Raw genomic sequence first — 17,529 nt, 5'->3', positions numbered from 1 at the left:
TAGGGGGCAGCCAGTGGTAATAGAGTGGTTGTCAGATCATTCAAAGCCCTCTTTAGAGGGCTACCACTAGAGAAAGACCCTTATAGGGTCAGAGCAAACCACCCGTTCTACGGGTGGTTATGATTTGATTTTGAACTTGAAGTTTTAATGTTGTGGTGAATATGTATAGCTGGTGGTGAATGGTGGTACATATATGGTGAGAATTATAAAAATAACCATATATAAGCGAACATATATTTGTGAAAAATAGAGAAAAACAGAGTAAAAGATAAAAATATGAAGAAAAATTCATAATTTCCTCAATTTTTACGTTTTATTTATTGTAACAAGTGGGGGATTGTGGTAAAATTTACCATATAGTGGTGAATTAGGAATGTTAGGCGGTGATTTTAGATGTTCATGGGGGAATATAATCACACTATAGATACAAAAGGACGGTTGATTATACCTGCCAAAATACGTGAACAACTAGGTGATCATTGCGTGCTTTCAAAGGGCTTAGACAATTGTATCGCTATTTATACTGCCGAAAGTTGGGAGCAACTTTCAAAAACATTACAATCTTTACCATCTAATAAAGCTAATGCTCGCGCCATTAAACGTTTTTATTTTGGTAGTGCAGCAGAGCTTGAATTTGACAAACAAGGCCGAATCTTGGTACCTAGTGCTCTTCGTGAGCATGCTGAATTGCAAAAAGATGCAGTTATTATTGGTACTGGCGATAAGGTTGAAATTTGGAGCCGTGAACGTTTCGATGCTTATGATGCGGAAGTGGCTGAAAGTGTAGAATCCTTAGCTGAAGGATTAGAGGGCATTATATTGTAGGAGGCTATCGTGGAATTTAATCATGTCAGTGTACTGTTGAATGAAACGGTAGAATCTGTTGTTACCAATCCAGATGGTATCTATGTGGATTGCACATTAGGTGGTGCAGGTCATGCACATGCTGTAGGGGAACGACTAAGTCCTCAAGGTATGATTGTCGGTCTAGATCAAGACGAGGATGCCTTAGGTGTAGCGAGACAACGATTGTCCGATTTATCCTGTCAAGTGATGATGATACCTACAAATTTTTCAAATTTAAAACATGCTTTGCAAGAACAAGGCATTTACGAAGTTGACGGATTCATATTTGATTTAGGTGTTTCTAGTTATCAGCTTGATACACCAGAACGTGGATTTTCGTATATGAATGATGGGCCCCTCGATATGCGTATGGATAAAGAGGCGGAAATTAATGCGGAAATCGTGGTGAATGAATATGAACCAGATGAATTATTAAAAATTATTCGTGACTACGGAGAAGAACGATGGGCTAAGCGCATCGTTGAGTTTATCGTAGCGGTACGCAATGAAAAGAGAATTACCACTACTGGCGAATTAGTGTCAATTATAAAGAAGGCTATACCGGCAAAGGCGAGACAGGATGGTCCGCATCCAGCAAAACGTACATTTCAAGCGATACGCATTGAAGTGAACCGAGAGCTTGCTATTTTGCATGATAGTTTTGTAGATGCTGTGAGTATGTTGAAGCCAAAGGGGAGAATTGGTGTCATCACATTCCATTCCTTAGAGGATCGCATTACAAAACAAACATTTAAAGAGTTGAGTACAGCTTGTATTTGTCCACCAGAGTTGCCAGTGTGTGTCTGTCATAATAAGGCGATTATTAAAGCTAAAAATAAGGCGATTGAGCCTAGTGCAGGGGAAGTCGAAGTGAATCCTCGTTCTAGGAGTGCAAAGCTTAGAGTAGGGGTTAAACTGTAGTATTGGAAGGGGTTATTTAGATGTTGGCGAGAAAGGCTGTTGTGGGCCACGTTAAACGTGATGTGTTGTTAGGTGTACAAGCAAGAAAAGCGAGTGCTAGTGTTATATTTGATATTAGCCCACTAATGAAAAAGATTGTTCAAGGTATAGCAATCCTTGCGGGCTTTTTGATGATTATGATGGCTATGAATGCATATACTACAAAACTAGGTTATGAAGTAGTTAAAACACAACAGGCTGTAGTACAATTAGCGAAGGACAATGATACCCTTGATGTAGAGGTGGCATCCTTGAAATCTCCAGTACGCATTCAAAAGATTGCGGAAGAACAATTGGGGATGGTTTTGCCTGATTCCTTTGTGTATAGCACTAAAAGTACGACTTCAGAACGCAATGTACAAGCGAAACAGCAAATTATAGACTAGCAGGCAAAAGCAGCTCTTATGGGCTGCTTTAATTTGCGTATATATAGGAGACGATAATATGAAATCCTTAAAAGATATTATTAGTACACTAGATGTACAAGAATTACAAGGTAATCAAGATGTAGTTATTCAAGATATTACAGCTGATTCTAGAGCGGTTAAACCTAATAGTTTATTTATTGCTCTGGATGGCGCTACAGTAGATGGTCATAATTATATTGATAAAGCTATTGAGGCGGGTGCCGTAGCAGTTATTGTATCTAAACCAGTAACTGTATCTAATGATATATGTGTGATTACCGTTTTTGATACCCGTCAAGCTATGATGGCTTGCGTACCATATTTCTTTGATTATCCGGCCAATCGTATGCGTATGATTGGTGTTACTGGTACAAATGGCAAGACTACTACGACGCACATGATTCGTCATATTTTAAAGGCTCAAGGCCATAAGGTGGGTGTCATTGGTACGGTTCATATTATGATTGGTGACACTAGTTATCCGATTCATAATACGACGCCTGATGTAGTTGACTTACAGCATATTTTGAATCAAATGGTTCAAGAAGATGTTACATATTGTGTGATGGAGGTATCTTCCCACGCGCTAGCACTTGGTCGTGTTAGTGGCGTTGAATTCGACACGGCCGTATTTACGAATTTGACGCAAGATCATTTGGATTTCCACAAAACCTTTGAGAACTACTTGCAAGCTAAATGTAAGTTGTTTGAACAAGTTAGTGCATCCAATCAAGTTAAAGGGAGTAAAGGCGCTGTAATCAATATTGACGATGCGTATGGTCATCGTGTGGTTGAAAAAACGGCAGCTCCAACTATTACGTATAGTACATTAGGAAATGGTTCCTTAAATGCATCCGATGTTCATATGTCTACTAAGATGAGCCAGTATACTGTTAATTATAATGGTGAAAGTTATCCTGTATCTATGAATACTACGGGTCTATTTAATGTGTATAACACATTGGCTGCCATTGGGGCTTGTTTACAAGAAGGTATTTCAATGGAAGCCATTGATACGGCTTTGAAAACATTTAGTTCTGTACCAGGTAGATTTGAATTAATCGAGGAAGGGCAAGATTTTGCTGTAGTTGTAGATTATGCACATACACCTGATGGTTTACAAAATATTTTAGAAACAGCAAAGGCTATTAAAGAAAATCGCATTATCATCGTATTTGGTTGCGGTGGTGATCGTGATGCTACCAAACGCCCAATTATGGGACGCATTGCAGCAGAATATGGCGATAGAATTTATGTTACATCCGATAATCCGCGCACTGAAGATCCGATACAAATTGTTAAGGATGTAGAGGTAGGTGTAAAAGAAGCACTTCGTGATGGTACATCGTATGAGGTGATTGTCGATCGTAGAGAGGCAATCAATCATGCAATTCATGATGCTAAAGCAGGCGATATTGTTATTATTGCGGGCAAGGGTCATGAAAATTATCAAATTTTAAAGAATGAAACTATTCATTTTGATGACCGAGAAGAGGCTAGACAGGCTCTTAAGGAGATCTAATATGGCAGAATTTACATTACAAGAAATAATTGATGCTACAGGCGGCACATGTAAGGGCGATGTAAGTTTACAGTTTAAAGATATATCTACTGATACGCGTACAATTCAATCGGGGTATGTATTTGTTGCGTTGCGTGGGGATACGTTCGATGGCCATGATTTTATTAATGCAGCTATTGAAAAGGGCGCCACTGCGGCTATCGTTGAAAATGGTCGCGCTGTAGAGGGGATTGTCTGTGTTGAAGTAGAGAATACGTTGAAAGCCTATCAAGATTTGGCGAATTATCATAGACGGCGTTTTCAAATTCCCGTAGTTGCTATTACGGGTTCATCTGGAAAAACGACAACAAAAGAGATGGTAGCAGCTGTTCTTGGTACAGAGTTTAATGTGTTAAAAACAGAAAAGAACTTCAATAATGAAATTGGTTTGCCTAAAACCTTATTGCAATTAACATCAGAACATGAGGCTTGTGTTGTAGAAATGGGGATGCGTGGGCTAGGTCAAATTGAAGAATTAGCCCTTATTGCAGAACCGACAATTGGCATCATTACAAATGTAGGAACTAGCCATATTGAATTGTTGGGTTCCCAAGAAGCCATTGCTGAGGCAAAGGGTGAATTAATTAGATGTTTAGGTCCCGATAGTGTGGCCATTCTAAATGAAGATGATCATTTCGTAAAGGCCATGAGTTCCATTGCAAAAGGAAAAACTGTTACTTATGGTATTCATAGCAATGCTACTGTGATTGGCAGTCATTTGCGCTATAAAAAAGATGGTATAAAATTTACCTGCAAATGTTATGACGAAGTATTTGATGTGTTCTTGCCGATGATTGGTGAGCATAATGTATATGATGCATTGGCAGCTATCGGAGCAGGTCGTGTGTTGGGCGTTAAATCCAGTAAGATAAAAAAAGGTCTTAGTGAATTTACAGGCACACCTATGCGTCAAGAAATTGTAGCCTTTGATGATATCGTTATTCTTAATGATGCGTATAATGCCAACCCATCTTCTATGAGTGAAGCAATTAAAGCATTGGGGCAACTGGAAGGTAAACGTAAAATAGCGATGCTTGGGGATATGCTTGAGCTTGGAGATTTTACGGAAGAAGGTCATCGCCAAGTGGGTAGATTGCTTGCAGAAGAAGGCTATAGTGTTGTATTTACCTTTGGTGATGCAGCCAATTTTATCGCTAAGGAAGCAAAGTTGGCAGGACTTGAAGTACATCGTTGTAATAGTCATCTCGAAATGGCAAATGCCTATAATGATATTCGTGAAAAAGGCGATGTTATATTGGTAAAAGGTTCCAGAGGTCTTAGAATGGAACGTGTTGTAGAAGAATTAAAAGAACGTGAATAAAAGGTGTATCGGCTGGCTTGGTCTAGCCGTAATGCCTATTTAAAGAATAGGGGAGTAATATGATTTACCACATTCTATTAGCATTTGTAGTGACTTTTATAATTACATTAGTGTTGGGCAAGGTTGGCATTCCTATGCTTAAATCTTTACATGCCCAACAAAGTATACGTGAGGAAGGCCCTGAAAGCCATCAAGCTAAGGCTGGTACGCCAACTATGGGCGGTGCTTTTATGATGCTTGCTCTTACGATTGGAGTGGCTATTTTTGCACCATGGAATGTGGCCACAGGCATGTTATTATTCCTTACTCTGGGTCATTGTTTACTCGGTTTCTTTGATGACTTTGTAAAAGCCGTAAAAAAACGTAATCTTGGTTTAACAGCAAAACAAAAATTGCTAGGTCAATTTATTTTAGCGGCTATTTTTTGCTATTTTATAACTGAAATTATGGTGCTTCCTACAACTTTGTGGATTCCTGTTATAGATGCTCATGTGCAATTAGGTTTTGCTTATTATATTTTAGCTTTCTTGATTATTGTAGGTGCTACAAATGCCGTGAATCTAACGGATGGGCTTGATGGTCTAGCTTCTGGTACGTCTGCAGTAGCAGCTATTGCTTTTTCTGTTATTGGTCTCATGATTTATTCCACAGAAAATTCTGTGGCTGCTGAAAGTGTAGCTTACTTTGGAGCTATTGTGACTGCTGTATGTCTTGGCTTCTTAGTATTTAATATAAACCCAGCTAAGGTTTTCATGGGGGACACTGGTTCTTTAGCCCTTGGTGGCGCTTTTGCAGGTATGGCGATTTTAACAAAAACAGAATTACTACTCGTGGTTATTGGTGGTATTTTTGTGATGGAAGCCTTGTCTGTTATTATTCAGGTTATTTCCTTTAAAACTCGTGGTGTTCGGGTGTTTAAGATGAGTCCAATTCACCATCATTTTGAGTTATCTGGCTGGTCCGAGCAAACCGTAGTAAACCGCTTCTGGTTTGGTGGTGCAGTTCTAGCCGTGTTAGGCGTTGTATTAGCTACTGTTACCCTTTAGTTTTGAAAAATAAATTACCTTAATTAATTTATGGTTAGAATGGGGAAAATACTTAACTTGAACGGCATTTAATGGTATTCTTATAAAATAAGGTAAATTTCGTTCTTACTTAGTATATTTGGGTGATAGAAATGGATTATGGAGAGAAAAACATTCTTGTTCTTGGCGCTGGTTCAAGTGGTATCGGTGCTGCATGGGTATTGGCACAATTGCATGCAAATGTCGTATTAAATGATTATAAACCTGTAGAATTTGAATCATCTACGCGTAAGAAATTAGATGATGCAGGTGTAACGATTATTACAGGTAGACAGGATAATAGTTTGCTTAATGGTGTCGATCGCATCGTTATCTCTCCAGGGATAGCCTTATCTATTCCTATTGTGCAAGAGGCGTTTAATCGTCATATAGAGGTAGTAAGTGAAGTTGAGCTTGCCTATGATGTTTGTAAATCACCTATTCTTGGCGTGACAGGGACAAATGGTAAAACTACGACCACAACATTGTTGACTCAAGTTATGGAGTCCACAGGATTGCCTATAAAAGTAGGTGGAAATATCGGTGATTCTCTCAGTGAAGCTGCTTTCAATATGCCTGAGGGTGGTTATTTAATCGCTGAATTATCAAGTTATCAACTAGAAACAATTAAATCTTTTTGTCCTTTAGGTGCCATTGTATTGAATGTAACGCCTGACCATTTAGCGCGCCATAAAACAATGGAAAATTATGCGGCTGCTAAAGCACGCATTTTTATGAACCAAAATGCTGAAAATTTTGTTGTTCTTAATGATGACGACCCTATTGTGGCAGCTATGAAAAAGGATGCACATAGTAAAATTCTTAGCATTAGCCAACACCATAAGGTTGAATGTGGTGCTTATTTTGAAGGAAATACTTGCTATGCCGTGTTAGATGGTAATGTTATTTCTGTAATTGATACAGAACAGATTCATATCAAAGGCGCCCATAATATTGAAAATATTTTATCCGTTATTGCCTTAACCTACGCTTTGGGTGTTGATGTAGAACGTATTAAGCGTACAATTGAAAATTTCCATGGTGTAGAACACCGTTTAGAACGTGTTACTACAATCCATGATGTAACATTTTATAATGATTCGAAAGCAACCAATACTGATTCTGTAGTAAAAGCATTGGATGCCTTTGATAAACCTGTTATTTTGTTGGCTGGCGGTCATGACAAAATGACACCTTTAGAAGATTTTATGAACGTAGTGAAGGAAAATACTAAAGAGGTCATTTTTATGGGTGAAGCTGCGGAACGTTTTGAATCAGTTGCTACAAAAGTTGGGGTAACGAATATTCATCGTGCTCAATCCATGAAGGAGGCCGTTGAACTAGGCTATAAATTAGCTGAGCCTAGTGATATTGTTTTGCTTTCACCAGCATGCTCAAGTTTTGACTGGTACAGTTGCTTTGAAGAACGGGGCGACGATTTTAAAAAATGTGTTAAAGAACTAGAGGAAAGGGGCTAAGGGAGTGAAACGAATCATTATTTCTGGCGGTGGCACGGGTGGTCATATTTATCCAGCCATTACGATTTACAAGGAAATTATGAAACAGCAACCTGATGCACAGGTCCTCTATGTAGGAACGAAACATGGGTTAGAAGCTGATTTAGTACCAAAGGAAAATATAGAATTTGTTACATTACCAGTACAAGGTTTACAGCGAAAACTGTCTTTAGGTACTTTAGTAACTATGGGGAAAACAGCGTATTCACTTATAAAGGCTAATTCTATTATTTCTAGCTTTAAACCTGATGTGGTTATTGGGACTGGTGGCTATGTATGTGGTCCTATCTTGATGGCTGCAGCTTTGCGTAATATTCCTACACTTATTCAAGAACAAAATGTAATTGCTGGCATTACTAATAAAATTTTAAGCCGTTTTGTAGATGTAGTTGCTGTTGGTTATAATGAAGCAGCAAAATCATTTGATAAGGCAAAGCAAGTTGTATATACAGGAAATCCAGTGCGTCCCGATGTATTGGTAGATTCTCGTGTAGAAGGTCGTAAGCATTTTGGTCTATCCGATGATATCTTTACGGTTCTTATTGCCGGTGGTTCTCGTGGAGCTAGAACTATTAATAATGCCATGATAGATGTTCATAAACATTTTCAGTGTAAGGACGGCATTAAATTAATTCATATTACCGGTAATGGGGAATATACATCAGTATTAGAAAAATTAGGAATTAATGATGGATCTGGTTTGGGGGAATCATCATTGATTTTGCCATATTTACACGATATGCCAAAGGCTTTAGCGGCTACTGATTTGGCTGTGTTTAGATCTGGTGCTATCGGTCTTGCTGAATTGGCAGTACGCGGTATTCCATCTGTATTGGTGCCATATCCATATGCAGCAGAAGATCATCAAACGTATAATGCTCGCATCTTTGTACAAGAGGGCGCAGCACATATGATTGTTGACAAGGTTTTGACGAGCCATGATTTGATTGGTGAAATTGAAATGTTTATGGCAAACCGTGAATTGTTAGCTCAAATGGGGGCTAGTGCTTTGCATTTAGGTAAACCAAATGCGGCTCATGATATTGCTGAACTAGCACTATCTATTGCGAAATAGTTAAGGAGAGTTATTATGTTAGAAGGTATCCATAAGATTCATCTCATCGGTATAGGTGGATCTGGTATGCGCGCCATTGCGAATATTTTAATTCAAAAAGGATATGAAGTATCTGGTTCTGATGTGAAAGAATCAGATGTTATTGAACGATTTAGACAAATGGGGGCTACCGTTCATATTGGTCATAATGCTGATTATGTGAATGGTGTAGATGCTGTAGTTCGTTCTACTGCTATTCGTGAAGATAATCCTGAAATTGTAGCGGCTAAGAAACAAGGAATCACTATTTTACATCGCTCTGATATTGTAAAAGCAGTATTGGATGTAACGAATGGTATCGCTGTAGCTGGTGCCCATGGAAAAACATCTACTACTTCTATGATAGGTCAAATTCTCGTAGAAAGTGCGATGGATCCAACGGTGATTATTGGTGGTGAAGTTGATTATTTAAAGGGGAGTAGTTGCTTAGGTGCTGGTGAATATTCTGTTGTAGAAGCAGACGAAAGTGACGGATCATTCTTAAAATTAAAACCAAAGACTATTGTTATCACTAATATTGAAGATGATCATATGGATCATTATAAGACAATGGATAATTTGCTTAATGCATTCTGTCAATTTGTTGAAACATTACCTATGGACGGTAAGGCTGTTGTATGTGGTGATAATGACAATATTCGTGACATCATGGGTAAGGTTAATCGCCAATTTATAACCTATGGTTTAGAAGAAACTAATGATTATGTGGCTAAAAATATTCATTACGAAGATAGCTCACTCGTATATGATGTAGTCCATAAGGGGGCCAACTTGGAGCGCATATCTTTGCGTGTACCTGGAAATCACAATGTACTGAATTCGTTAGCTTCCTTTATTGTGGCTCATGAATGTTGTCATGTTCCTGTTGCTTCTATTGTGAAAGCCCTTGGTAAGTTTATTGGTGCTAAACGCCGTTTCGAAACAAAAGGTCATGTAGCTGGCGTATGGGTTGTCGATGATTATGCTCATCATCCAACAGAAATTAAGGCTACTTTGAAAGCGGCAAAAGAATTAGAAAAACATCGTGTGATTTGTGTATTCCAACCACATCGTTATTCTCGTACATTTTTGTTGAAAGATGAATTTGCTACTGCTTTCACCAGTGCGGATGAAATCTATATGACAGATATCTATAGTTCTGGTGAAGATCCTATTGAAGGTATTGATGGTCATACTATCCCTAATGCTATTAGTGAAGCGACACAGCAACATGTAAATTATGTGGAAGATGTAAATGATTTACCTGCTATTCTTGCTAAAGTAGTTAGACAAAATGATTTAGTTATCACTATGGGGGCGGGATCCATTAATCAATATGGGCCAAAATTATTAGCATTATTGGAAGAAGGTTTACAATGAAAGATAAGCATATCATCGTATTAATGGGGGGGCCTTCTGCAGAAGCAGAGGTATCTCGTCGTACTGGCGCTGCTATTGCAGATGCTTTAAAAAGCAAAGGTTATCATGTATCTACATTGGAGTTAAATCCAAAAACTGTATTGCAAGATATTGAAAACTTGAAGGGTGATGTTGTATTCAATGCAATCCATGGCCGCTATGGTGAGGATGGCGCTTTACAAGGCGTTCTTGAAATGGCTGAAATTCCCTATACTGGATCAGGTATCATGGCTCATTCTGTGGGGATGAATAAAAAAGTAAGTAAGGATGTGTTTAAAGGTGCACATATCCCTACAGCAGAATCCATTTCTTATGATGGTAATTTGCAATCTAAAGAAGATATCATTAAACATATTGAAGATACTTTTTCCTTGCCAGTTGTATTAAAACCTGCTACACAAGGCTCTAGTATTGGCGTAACCATTGTAAAAGAACAAGATCAATTGGCTAAGGCCGTTACTGAGGCCCTTACATATGATCCAATTCTCGTAGTTGAACAGTTTTTAAATGGTCGTGAATTTACTGTATCAGTGCTTGATGGTAAAGCATTGGCAATCATTGAAATTCGTCCACACTCTGGTGAATATGATTATGCAAGTAAATACACAGCAGGGGCCACCGATTATTTGGTACCTGCACCAATTAGTGAAGACATGACAAAAGAGATGCAAGCTATTGGTGAACTTGTATATCGTGAAGTACAAGCGAGTGGCGCTATTCGCGTTGATGTTATGACTGATGATAAAGATAATATGTATGTATTAGAATATAATACAATTCCAGGGATGACTGCTACATCTTTAGTGCCTAAGGCAGCCAAGGAGATGGGCATTGATTTCCCTGAATTATGCGAAAAAATATTATTAACAGCAGGTTATGGGAAATTCTAAGAACTAATATATGTAAGGAGTGTAGTTATGGATGAGTTGAATCAACATCCACCCGCCTCAGAGTCAAAGGAGTCTGCTACTAATACTACGGAATTACTCCATGAGCAGGAGCATGATTCAATCTATAATGATGAACATAATTCAATCTATAATGATGAACATAATTCAATCTATAGAAATGAACGGGATTTTGCGCATAATCATGAGCGAGAATCAGTTCGTAATCATGAACGGGAGAAAGCAGAGGTTAGAAAGAAGTTTCTAAAAATAGGTGGTGTTGTAGCCCTAGTGTTAATTGGGTTATTTACACTTCCGATTCCGCTTGGTTCTATAAAGGTTGTTGGCTCTGATAAAGTGACTGTACAAGATGTTGAGGTTGCCGGTGATATTGGGGAACCGGTAAATATACTTCGCATCAATAGGGAAACATTACGAAATCGCCTATCTAAAGATCTTCGTGTTGAAGATGCTCAAATAAGTTATGAATTGCCATTGACTATGGTTGTTCGCATCGCTGAGCGAAAGGGGATTTCTGTTATACCCGCACAATTTGGATATTTAACATTGGATAAAAATGGGCAAGTTATTGCATCTGATAGTGTTATAGAAGATACGACGGTGCCGATGATTTCTGGTGTTAAAGGTGGTAATATACTATTAGGTGATGTGGTTACTGATAAGCCTATCGTTCAGGTTCTTGATTATCTGCGAGCTTTAGATGATGATACGTTTAAACAAATTGCAGAGGTTAATATTGGTGATCCTGATAATATATTGGTATATACCGTATCAGGAATACAAATTCGACTAGGTGATGGTACAAATCTTAAAGATAAAGCCGAGTTAACAGCTGCTATGTTAAAAGATTTGCCAGAAACACAAGGTAAGGTTGAATATATTGATGTTAATCCATCATCTCCATATATCAAGACTGATAGGATAACAGTGCAACCAAAATCTAATAAAAATAATAAATCTAAGCCAGACACCAGCCAATCTGACAAGACAGATACATCAAAACAAAATGATAATACGTCTAAATCAAAGCAAGACTAGTTATTGGCAGAAATAAAAAGGTGGAATAATGTTGTGAAACATGAACGATGGGCTATAGGTCTCGTTAGTTTTATATTAGGGTTTATGGTGGTAACCCAATATAAGATGACACAAGATAATATTGAAGAAAATATACGGTTGCAACGAACCGGTGATTTGGTGGCTCAGTTAAAGGATGCGGAACAAGAAAAAGACGCATTATTAAAACAAATAGACCAGTTAAGGGCTAATGGGAATGGTTCTGAGCCAGATGAATCCTTACGTAGAAAAGCAGCTTTAACTAATGTTAAGGGGCCTGGTGTAACCGTGTTGATAGAGGATAGTTCTAAACCGATTCAAAGTGGAGAAAATCCTAATTTATACGTAATTCACGATGAGGATATATTGCGTATTGTCAATGAATTGCGGGCCGGCGGTGCAGAAGCATTAGCTATTAATGATCAACGATTGATTGGTACTTCAGAAATTCGTTGTTCGGGGCCAACTATTACTGTTAATGGCAAAGTCTATGGTGCTCCGTTTACGGTTAAGGCCATAGGTGATCCGAAGACGTTAAATTCTGCATTAACCATGCGTGGTGGCATAGTGGACTCCTTAAAACATTGGGGAATAAAGGTGACTATAAAAGAAGAACAGTCTGTAGCAATTCCTGCTTTTACAGGTTCTTATAGGGAAGAACACCTACAATCTAATGAGTTAGGAGGTAAAGAATGAATATATACATCTTTGCTATTGTAGGTCTTATACTAGGTGTTGTGGTGGGATGGTTAACACCATTACATATTCCTGCAAGTTATGCTAACTATACATCTGTAGCTGTTTTAGCTGCGCTAGATGCCGTGTTTGGCGGTAGTAGAGCCGCTTTAGAACGGGTCTTTGATTTGAGCAATTTTATTACTGGATTTTTTTCCAATGTAATACTCGCAGTCGTGCTTGTATATGTAGGTGATTTAATTGGGATTAATTTATATTACGTAGCGCTTATTGGATTTGGGTTACGGGTGTTTATTAATCTAGCTGCGATACGCAAGAACATTATGACTAAACGATTCTAATAATTATGATTTGATTATAGTTGTAGTGGAAAGTTTTTAAATTATAGTGTAAAATAAATGTAATTGTTATAATTAACTCAGTATATAAATAGAAACATTCGAATTTATATTGACAAAATAGATAACGATAAGAGGAGGAAGTGCAATGTCTGATTTTGCAAATATTAAAGTTATTGGTGTAGGTGGCGGCGGTAATAACGCTGTTAATCGCATGGTTGAAAGCGATCTTAAAGGTGTTCAATTCTTGTCCGTTAATACAGAAAGCCAAGTGCTTGAATTATCCAGAGCGGATGTGGCTATTCAAATTGGCGAAAAAGTAACTAAAGGTCTTGGTGCAGGTGCTAACCCACAAATCGGTGAAGAAGCTGCTCAAGAAAGTCGCGAAGACATCATGAAGGCTCTTGAAGGTGCGGATATGGTATTTGTAACTGCTGGTATGGGCGGTGGTACAGGTACTGGTGCGGCTCCTATCGTTGCTGAATGTGCTAAAGAAGTTGGTGCATTAACTGTAGGTGTTGTAACTAAACCTTTCGCATTTGAAGGTAAACGTCGTCGTGCACAAGCTGAAAAAGGCATTGAGTTCTTAACTCAAAAAGTTGATACAATTATCGTTATTCCTAATGACAAATTGTTACAAGTTGTAGATAAAAAATGCTCTTTGTCCGATGCATTCCGTACAGCTGATGAAGTACTTCGTCAAGGTATTAAAGGTATTTCCGACTTGATTCAAGTTCCTGGTTTAATCAATCTTGATTTTGCAGATGTTAAAACTATCATGACTGAGCAAGGCGAAGCGTTGATGGGTATCGGTATTGGCGAAGGTGAAAACCGTGCTGCAGATGCTGCAAAAATGGCTATCAATAGTCCATTGTTAGAAACTTCTATCGATGGTGCAAAAGGTATCTTACTTAACATCACTGGTAGCTCCAACTTGAGCTTGTTCGAAATTAACGAAGCTGCTGAAATCATTTCCGATGCTGCAGATCCTGATGCAAACATTATCTTTGGTTCTGTTATCGACGAAAACTTGGGCGATAAAGTACAAATTACAGTTGTTGCAACTGGTTTTAACTCCAGTGCTAAGAGTGTACCAGAATTTGGTAAAACAACTACACGTCCAGCAAGTACATCTGCACCTACAAGCGGTATCCCTGATATCCCTGTATTCATGAAACGCTAATATTTAATATATATACTTATACAATATTAGAATAAAAGTAATATATTAAGACACATATTTATGTGTGTATAGGAGGTACAAATGAAAAAATTAGTATTATTATCTTTAGCTGCAACAGTAGTTGCTGGTAGTGCATTCGCTGCATCCGTGCCTGTAACTAAAATGAGTGATAATTCCACAAAAATTCAAGCTGATTATGCGTTCAATCAACGCGTATCTAATAGCGGTGGCATTAACAATGATGGCTTTGGCGTATCTTTAGAACATGATTTAAGCAATAAATCTGCTCTTCAATACTCTTATAGCAAAGTAAATGCTAAAAATGGCGATGTTAAAGATCATCAATTAGCATATGTTTACAAAGTACATCCTAATGTAAATATTTACGGTGCTGGTACAGCTATTCGTACACATGACACTGATTTAGGTCTTCAAGTTGGTGTAATTGGTCATATGCCTTTAACTGATAAAATCAATGGCTTTGCAAAAGCTGGTTGGGGTAATGATATTAAACACAGCTATCAAGTAGGTGCTCAATACGAATTAAAACCTAATATTGATTTGAACGTATACTATGGTATTGATAAATATAGCGTAGATAATAATGATAAAACTACAAAAGGCTTACATGCTGGCGTAGGTTATACATTCTAATCATAAGCAAATAAGTAAAACCACTCATCTTGGATGGGTGGTTTTTTGCATAAAAGATGCATTTTCTATACTTTATATTTATGTATACAATATTTTTCATGTATACTCATTGTATAAATGTATAAGTTTAGGTATGATAATGTTGTAATTGTTCTTTTTAGTTAGGATGGTGTATGCGATGACAAGTGTAGCAGCGAAACACGCAAAAGGTAAAAAATTAAAAGATGTAATCTTTGTAACGGCTGGACAAGCAGCAGAGGATACAAAGTTAAATGGTCGTGAACTTGTTGTAAATGGTACATTAGGTGCTATTTATGATGAAGAAGGCAAATTAGTGTTCTTAAAAACTGTTAAGGAAGAATATTTAAACTTATCTGATACTGAACATATTGGTTATGCTCCTATTGCTGGTATTCCAGAATATTTAGAAGGTGCGGAAAAGGAATGTTTTGGCGATTCTCGTCCAGATGGTTTTATCCGTAGTATTGCTACTTCTGGTGGTACCGGTGGTATTCATCATTTAGTACATAACTATACAGAACCTGGCGATGAAGTGTTAACAGCAGATTGGTATTGGGGTGCGTATCGTATCATTTGTAGTGATAATGGACGTACGCTTGTAACATATTCTTTATTTGATGAACATAATAACTTTAATCATGATGCTTTCCAACATCGTGTTAAGGAATTAGCTGCTAAACAAACGAATGTTGTAATTCTATTTAATACACCAGGGAATAATCCGACTGGTTACTCTGTAGAGGATAAAGATTGGGACTCCATTCTTAACTTCTTGAAAGAATTAGTTGCTATTGGTCGTAATAACGTTATTATCGGTGTTGATGTAGCTTATCTAGATTATTCCGGTGGAAAGGAGGAAGTGCGTGCATTCTTCAAAAAAATGGGCAACTTGCCTAAGGAAATCCTTGTTTGTGTATGCTATAGCTTATCTAAAGGCTTCACAATGTATGGTCAACGTGTAGGTGCTATGATTGGTATTTCTTCTGATGAAGAGATTGCAGATGAATTCTTAGAAGTGAATAAATCAACTAGCCGTGCTACATGGTCAAATATTTGTCGCCCTGCTATGCGTGCTATGGCTAATATTGTATCTGATCCTGATAAATTTAAAGCCTATGAAGAAGAACGCAATTCATATTATCAATTAATTCGTGATCGAGCTGATATCTTTAAACAAGAGGCGGCAAAAGTAGGATTGCCTATGTTGCCATATCGTGGTGGTTTCTTTATCACGATCCCAACAGATTCCGGAACAGCAATTTGCGAAGAGTTAAAGAAAGAACATATTTATGTTATTGCTTTAGGCAACGGTATTCGTATTGCCGCCTGTGGTATCCCTAAATTCCAAATGAAGGGGTTAGCAGGGAAAATCTATGATGCTATGAAGCGATTAGGAAAACTATAAAGATATAAAATGCAAAAAGGCACTTCAGTATTTTGAAGTGTCTTTTAGTGTTAGTGAATATCTTTATGTTCTTTAATATCTTGATCTGCTTCTTTAGCTAAACTTTCTAGTGCGCGCTTAGGTGCAGTTCGTTCACCTGTTTTTGGATCAACAAATTCAACGCGATCTAAGGTGTTTGTGATTTGTCCTTTAATAAAGCCTAAATAGATGTTATATAGCTCTTTCTTTTCGGCTAATTCTTCAGGTGTGAGTTCTTGACCTGATTTTTTCTTAGCTGCTAGTTCATTTATACGTTTTAATGTATCGTTAATATTGCTCATAATTGCCTCCTGTATTCTATATTAGAATAACATAATTTATTATAACATAGAACTTAATGTATACGTATGGTAAGATATAGATTATACGAGTTCGTACTTTCACAAGTGAGAAAGGAGTTTATCGTGCGTGTTACGAAAGCAATAAAGGCAGAGCAATTAGCATTGTTAGAAGAACATTATTTTGATGCTAAACCTGCCCTTGAATATACAAATGAATTTGAATTATTAGTGGCTGTTGTTTTATCTGCACAGTGTACAGATGAAAGAGTAAATATTGTCACAAAACGATTGTTCCCAGCATTAAATCATCCGGCTAAGATGCTAGAGATTGGTGTTACAAAACTAGAAACTCTTATCAAGGATTGTGGTTTGTATAAATCAAAGGCAAAGAATTTGATTGCCACTTGTCAGATATTGGTAGAACAATATCATGGAGAAGTGCCACGTGAGTTTGATCAACTCGTTAAATTGCCTGGCGTGGGTCGGAAAACAGCAAATGTTGTAGTGTCTGTATTGTTTGGTACACCTGCTATCGCTGTAGATACTCATGTGTTTCGTGTGTCGAATCGATTAAAATTAGGTATTGCTAAGACACCGGAAGAAATGGAACAAAAATTACAAAAGGCTATACCTAAGGAAAAATGGGCGGCTACGCACCATTGGCTTATTTATCATGGCCGACGTGTCTGCAAGGCGCGTAAACCACTATGTGAAACTTGTTTCTTAAATCATCTTTGTCCATCAGCAGGAAAGGTTTAAT

The 17,529-nt window shown here is 37.7% G+C and carries 18 protein-coding genes; 17 read left to right on the top strand and 1 reads right to left on the bottom strand.

The genetic code is table 11. The features are described 5' to 3' along the window. The first annotated feature begins 393 nt into the window (after nt 1-393). From mraZ to VTHSUH11_RS08510, 16 genes are all read left to right on the top strand, one after another. Nucleotides 394-825, top strand: a complete 432-nt coding sequence (gene mraZ / locus VTHSUH11_RS08585; protein ID WP_059363147.1) for a division/cell wall cluster transcriptional repressor MraZ — start codon at nt 394-396, stop codon at nt 823-825. Between the two features lie 9 nt (nt 826-834). Further along, the gene (gene rsmH / locus VTHSUH11_RS08580; RefSeq protein ID WP_105093354.1) at nt 835-1,767 is read left to right on the top strand and encodes a 16S rRNA (cytosine(1402)-N(4))-methyltransferase RsmH; all 933 of its coding nucleotides are present in this window, start codon (nt 835-837) and stop codon (nt 1,765-1,767) included. Nucleotides 1,768-1,787: 20 nt separating this feature from the next. Next, nucleotides 1,788-2,192: a cell division protein FtsL gene (gene ftsL / locus VTHSUH11_RS08575; protein WP_059363143.1), complete on the top strand. Its 405-nt coding sequence runs from the start codon at nt 1,788-1,790 to the stop codon at nt 2,190-2,192. 58 nt (nt 2,193-2,250) lie between these two features. After that, on the top strand, nt 2,251-3,735 hold the full coding sequence (locus VTHSUH11_RS08570) for a UDP-N-acetylmuramoyl-L-alanyl-D-glutamate--2,6-diaminopimelate ligase (protein ID WP_105093353.1): 1,485 nt from the start codon (nt 2,251-2,253) through the stop codon (nt 3,733-3,735). A gap of 1 nt (nt 3,736) precedes the next feature. After that, nucleotides 3,737-5,095 carry a UDP-N-acetylmuramoyl-tripeptide--D-alanyl-D-alanine ligase gene (locus VTHSUH11_RS08565; protein ID WP_105093352.1) on the top strand — a complete coding sequence of 453 codons (1,359 nt, stop codon included), beginning with the start codon at nt 3,737-3,739 and terminating at the stop codon, nt 5,093-5,095. 59 nt (nt 5,096-5,154) lie between these two features. Then, nucleotides 5,155-6,141, top strand: a complete 987-nt coding sequence (gene mraY / locus VTHSUH11_RS08560) for a phospho-N-acetylmuramoyl-pentapeptide-transferase (RefSeq protein ID WP_105093351.1) — start codon at nt 5,155-5,157, stop codon at nt 6,139-6,141. 131 nt (nt 6,142-6,272) lie between these two features. Beyond that, nucleotides 6,273-7,637: a UDP-N-acetylmuramoyl-L-alanine--D-glutamate ligase gene (murD, locus tag VTHSUH11_RS08555; protein ID WP_105093350.1), complete on the top strand. Its 1,365-nt coding sequence runs from the start codon at nt 6,273-6,275 to the stop codon at nt 7,635-7,637. 4 nt (nt 7,638-7,641) lie between these two features. Further along, on the top strand, nt 7,642-8,751 hold the full coding sequence (gene murG / locus VTHSUH11_RS08550) for an undecaprenyldiphospho-muramoylpentapeptide beta-N-acetylglucosaminyltransferase (RefSeq protein WP_105093349.1): 1,110 nt from the start codon (nt 7,642-7,644) through the stop codon (nt 8,749-8,751). Nucleotides 8,752-8,766: 15 nt separating this feature from the next. Beyond that, a complete protein-coding gene (gene murC / locus VTHSUH11_RS08545) occupies nt 8,767-10,149 on the top strand; it encodes a UDP-N-acetylmuramate--L-alanine ligase (RefSeq protein WP_105093348.1) in 1,383 nt (460 codons plus the stop codon). Then, on the top strand, nt 10,146-11,078 hold the full coding sequence (locus VTHSUH11_RS08540; protein WP_105093347.1) for a D-alanine--D-alanine ligase family protein: 933 nt from the start codon (nt 10,146-10,148) through the stop codon (nt 11,076-11,078). The genes murC and VTHSUH11_RS08540 overlap by 4 nt, the downstream gene beginning before the upstream one ends. Nucleotides 11,079-11,105: 27 nt before the next feature. Further along, nucleotides 11,106-12,134 carry a cell division protein FtsQ/DivIB gene (locus VTHSUH11_RS08535; RefSeq protein ID WP_105093346.1) on the top strand — a complete coding sequence of 343 codons (1,029 nt, stop codon included), beginning with the start codon at nt 11,106-11,108 and terminating at the stop codon, nt 12,132-12,134. A gap of 33 nt (nt 12,135-12,167) precedes the next feature. After that, the gene (locus VTHSUH11_RS08530; RefSeq protein WP_082161459.1) at nt 12,168-12,848 is read left to right on the top strand and encodes a DUF881 domain-containing protein; all 681 of its coding nucleotides are present in this window, start codon (nt 12,168-12,170) and stop codon (nt 12,846-12,848) included. Continuing rightward, entirely contained in the window at nt 12,845-13,189 is a 345-nt protein-coding gene (locus tag VTHSUH11_RS08525) for a small basic family protein (RefSeq protein WP_059363121.1), read from the top strand. The genes VTHSUH11_RS08530 and VTHSUH11_RS08525 overlap by 4 nt, the downstream gene beginning before the upstream one ends. Before the next feature lie 145 nt (nt 13,190-13,334). Then, nucleotides 13,335-14,369 (top strand): cell division protein FtsZ, encoded by a 1,035-nt coding sequence (gene ftsZ, locus VTHSUH11_RS08520; protein WP_105093345.1) that lies wholly within the window; start codon nt 13,335-13,337, stop codon nt 14,367-14,369. An 81-nt stretch (nt 14,370-14,450) separates the two neighbouring features. Then, nucleotides 14,451-15,023: a porin family protein gene (locus VTHSUH11_RS08515; protein WP_105093344.1), complete on the top strand. Its 573-nt coding sequence runs from the start codon at nt 14,451-14,453 to the stop codon at nt 15,021-15,023. Between the two features lie 178 nt (nt 15,024-15,201). Then, complete coding sequence (locus VTHSUH11_RS08510) at nt 15,202-16,449, top strand: aminotransferase class I/II-fold pyridoxal phosphate-dependent enzyme (RefSeq protein ID WP_105093343.1); 1,248 nt, start codon at nt 15,202-15,204, stop codon at nt 16,447-16,449. A gap of 50 nt (nt 16,450-16,499) precedes the next feature. Here VTHSUH11_RS08510 and VTHSUH11_RS08505 read toward each other — a convergent pair whose 3' ends face one another. Continuing rightward, nucleotides 16,500-16,769 carry a DUF896 domain-containing protein gene (locus VTHSUH11_RS08505; RefSeq protein WP_105093342.1) on the bottom strand — a complete coding sequence of 90 codons (270 nt, stop codon included), beginning with the start codon at nt 16,767-16,769 and terminating at the stop codon, nt 16,500-16,502. Nucleotides 16,770-16,892: 123 nt separating this feature from the next. On the opposite strand from VTHSUH11_RS08505, the gene nth reads away from it, so the two are divergent. Next, the gene (gene nth, locus VTHSUH11_RS08500; protein ID WP_105093341.1) at nt 16,893-17,528 is read left to right on the top strand and encodes an endonuclease III; all 636 of its coding nucleotides are present in this window, start codon (nt 16,893-16,895) and stop codon (nt 17,526-17,528) included. Nucleotide 17,529 lies beyond the last annotated feature (1 nt).

Source organism: Veillonella tobetsuensis (genome assembly GCF_002959935.1).
GTDB classification, from domain to species: domain Bacteria; phylum Bacillota; class Negativicutes; order Veillonellales; family Veillonellaceae; genus Veillonella; species Veillonella tobetsuensis.
Note: the sequence above shows the minus strand (reverse complement) of the source record. Positions and strands in the feature narration are given on the sequence as shown.

Excerpts from the sequence above, each read along its gene's own strand:
- mraZ (WP_059363147.1), top strand. The coding sequence starts at position 394 with ATGTTCATGGGGGAATATAATCACACTATAGATACAAAAGGACGGTTG.
- ftsL (WP_059363143.1), top strand. The coding sequence starts at position 1,788 with ATGTTGGCGAGAAAGGCTGTTGTGGGCCACGTTAAACGTGATGTGTTG.
- VTHSUH11_RS08570 (WP_105093353.1), top strand. The coding sequence starts at position 2,251 with ATGAAATCCTTAAAAGATATTATTAGTACACTAGATGTACAAGAATTA.
- VTHSUH11_RS08565 (WP_105093352.1), top strand. The coding sequence starts at position 3,737 with ATGGCAGAATTTACATTACAAGAAATAATTGATGCTACAGGCGGCACA.
- mraY (WP_105093351.1), top strand. The coding sequence starts at position 5,155 with ATGATTTACCACATTCTATTAGCATTTGTAGTGACTTTTATAATTACA.
- murD (WP_105093350.1), top strand. The coding sequence starts at position 6,273 with ATGGATTATGGAGAGAAAAACATTCTTGTTCTTGGCGCTGGTTCAAGT.
- murC (WP_105093348.1), top strand. The coding sequence starts at position 8,767 with ATGTTAGAAGGTATCCATAAGATTCATCTCATCGGTATAGGTGGATCT.
- VTHSUH11_RS08540 (WP_105093347.1), top strand. The coding sequence starts at position 10,146 with ATGAAAGATAAGCATATCATCGTATTAATGGGGGGGCCTTCTGCAGAA.
- VTHSUH11_RS08535 (WP_105093346.1), top strand. The coding sequence starts at position 11,106 with ATGGATGAGTTGAATCAACATCCACCCGCCTCAGAGTCAAAGGAGTCT.
- VTHSUH11_RS08525 (WP_059363121.1), top strand. The coding sequence starts at position 12,845 with ATGAATATATACATCTTTGCTATTGTAGGTCTTATACTAGGTGTTGTG.
- ftsZ (WP_105093345.1), top strand. The coding sequence starts at position 13,335 with ATGTCTGATTTTGCAAATATTAAAGTTATTGGTGTAGGTGGCGGCGGT.
- VTHSUH11_RS08515 (WP_105093344.1), top strand. The coding sequence starts at position 14,451 with ATGAAAAAATTAGTATTATTATCTTTAGCTGCAACAGTAGTTGCTGGT.
- VTHSUH11_RS08510 (WP_105093343.1), top strand. The coding sequence starts at position 15,202 with ATGACAAGTGTAGCAGCGAAACACGCAAAAGGTAAAAAATTAAAAGAT.
- VTHSUH11_RS08505 (WP_105093342.1), bottom strand. The coding sequence starts at position 16,769 with ATGAGCAATATTAACGATACATTAAAACGTATAAATGAACTAGCAGCT.